The sequence below is a fragment of the Methylobacterium sp. 1030 genome (genome assembly GCF_040544715.1).
GTDB lineage: Bacteria > Pseudomonadota > Alphaproteobacteria > Rhizobiales > Beijerinckiaceae > Methylobacterium.
Map to the genome: position 1 here is coordinate 1 of NZ_JBEPKM010000061.1, position 2155 is coordinate 2155.

Here is a 2155-nt window from a genome sequence, read left to right on the forward strand (position 1 = left end):
CTCCTGCATGAGCGTGGCTGCTGCTTCGACAGCGACCACATCTTGGCACCGAGATGCCGTCAGTCGGAGCGGGAGCCATCCACCCCATCTGCTTTCTGGCAGCTCGTGAGCTTGCTGGGGCGACTGGGTTGGGTCGTTATCGGAGTGTCTGCTCGGGGTCGCATGCCGTCCGACGATCTTGGTCTACCCCAGGCGTCTCTGAAATCAAGGGAAGCGGCTTGAGCTCAATCGACGGCATCCTCACTCAAGGCGGCCTCGAAGAAGGCATGTGGCGTCTCGACTTCCGTCAAACGGCCGCGTTCGATCTGCCAGAAGCGATTGCCCACCCTCTCGGCGAAGCGACGGTCGTGTGAGACCAGAAGGCAAGCTGCCTCGCCCTTCAACAGCTCAGCTTCCAGCGCCTCCTGACCGTCGATGTCGAGGTGGTTCGTCGGTTCGTCAAGGATGTAGAAGTTGGGCTCCTCCAGCCGGAGGATCAGCATGGCGAGACGCGCAAGCTGGCCGCCCGACAGGATGCGGATGCTCCTATCCTGCCGCTCTACGGGAAAGCCGGCGCCGGCAAGCAGGGCGCGGATCCGCGCATCGCTGAGGCTGAAGCGCCGGGAGATCGCCCCGGACACGGTCTCGCTCGGACCCAGATGGCTCAAGGTCTGGTCGCAGATGCCCGGCACGATCGAGGGGTTGCAACGCAGGCCGTCCACCTGCGCTCCGTGCATTGCCCGGACGATCAGATCGAGAAGCCGCGATTTGCCGACACCGTTGCGCCCCAGAACAACGACGCGCTCACCACGTTGCAGCCACTTGCGGCCCGTCCGGAAGAGCGCCTGCCCATCTGGCGTTGTGATCGTCAGATCATCGAAGGCCAGCAACACCTTGGCGTCCGTGCCCGCTCCCTGAAGGCGGATCCGACCTGCTGAAACAGTCGCAGCCGGGGTCCGAGCCGCCGCCTCAATACGCTCGGCCCTGTCCCGAAGCTGGCGCGTCTTGATCGTCAGGAGATCGGATCCTGAGTTGACGCCGATATTGTGGAGCTTCGCCGCTTGGCGTCGGAGCTGGGCCGCTTGGCGAAGGTCGGTCTCGTGCCGTCGCGCGTCGGCGGCATCGGCCTCCGGCAGCGCAACACGAGCTGATGAGTAGGGGAGCGCGTAGCTCATCGACGTTTCGCGCCGCAGGAACAGCGTGCGGCTCGTCACAGCGTCGAGAAAGGCTCGGTCATGGCTGGCGACGACGACAGCGACGTCCTTGGGCAATGCTGCGATCCAGCGTTGAAGCTGACCGATGCGAGCGAGATCGAGATGGTTCGTCGGCTCGTCCAGGAGAAGGACGTCGGGTTCGGTGACGGCGGCGCGAGCGAGGAGGACGAGGCGCTGCCAGCCGCCGCTGAGGGCGTGCAGCGGCCGATCACGGCTTTCGACCGGGACCGCCAGTGCGTCGAGGACGATCTCGGCGCGCCACGCCTCCCAGTCACGGCTGTCGGCCGGAAGGGCGGACAGAACGACGTCGGACACGGGCATCGAAAGGAGGTCGCCATCGGGGTTCTGCTGCATCAGCGCGACACGTAGATTGCGAGCTAAGCGGCAAGCCCCCTCCGTCTGCTCCAGGCCTCCAGCGAGGCAGGCGAGAAGGCTCGACTTGCCCTGGCCGTTCGGGGCAACGAGGCCGAGCCGGTCGCCTTTGTGAACGGTGAGATCGAGGTTTGAAAAGAGAGGTACGCCCAGCGTGAGGCCGAGCTTGTCGAGGGTGATCAGGGACATGGGGGGCGTCTTCCGAGGCACCGGCAGGACGCGAGGGTCCAGGCACGGGCATAGGCTCCGAGAGGGGCCGATCGGGAAGACGGACGCTTTGCGTCGCTTGCCTAGATCAGCCCTGCGAACGCATCCGCAGGGCGTAGACCGGGCCACGTTGGCGGTGATGCTGAAAATACGTCACGCAGCCCTCCCCGTGTCCCGAGTTGACGACACAAAGGGGATACCTCAGCCGCACTTCGTCGGCAAGTTGCCGGCTCTGACTGCACCGACGGTAGATCAAGAGGTGGCCGCGTTGGAGAGACGCCGGCGGCGGCCTAGAGGCTGTTATGAACCTGTGGCGAGTTGAGCGGCCTGTCTGAGCATGAGGCAGACGAAAGCGACGAGGTGCAGGTCTGCCAGGGTGCTGG

The 2155-nt window shown here is 65.2% G+C and carries 1 protein-coding gene; it reads right to left on the reverse strand.

Going from position 1 to position 2155, the window contains the following annotated elements; genetic code table 11:
- Positions 1 to 224 precede the first annotated feature (224 nt).
- Entirely contained in the window at positions 225 to 1754 is a 1530-nt protein-coding gene (locus ABIC30_RS31700; RefSeq protein WP_354456835.1) for an ABC-F family ATP-binding cassette domain-containing protein, read from the reverse strand.
- Positions 1755 to 2155 lie beyond the last annotated feature (401 nt).

What these genes read in the sequence shown, in the direction of transcription:
- ABIC30_RS31700 (WP_354456835.1), bottom strand. Translation starts at nt 1,754, where the DNA reads ATGTCCCTGATCACCCTCGACAAGCTCGGCCTCACGCTGGGCGTACCT.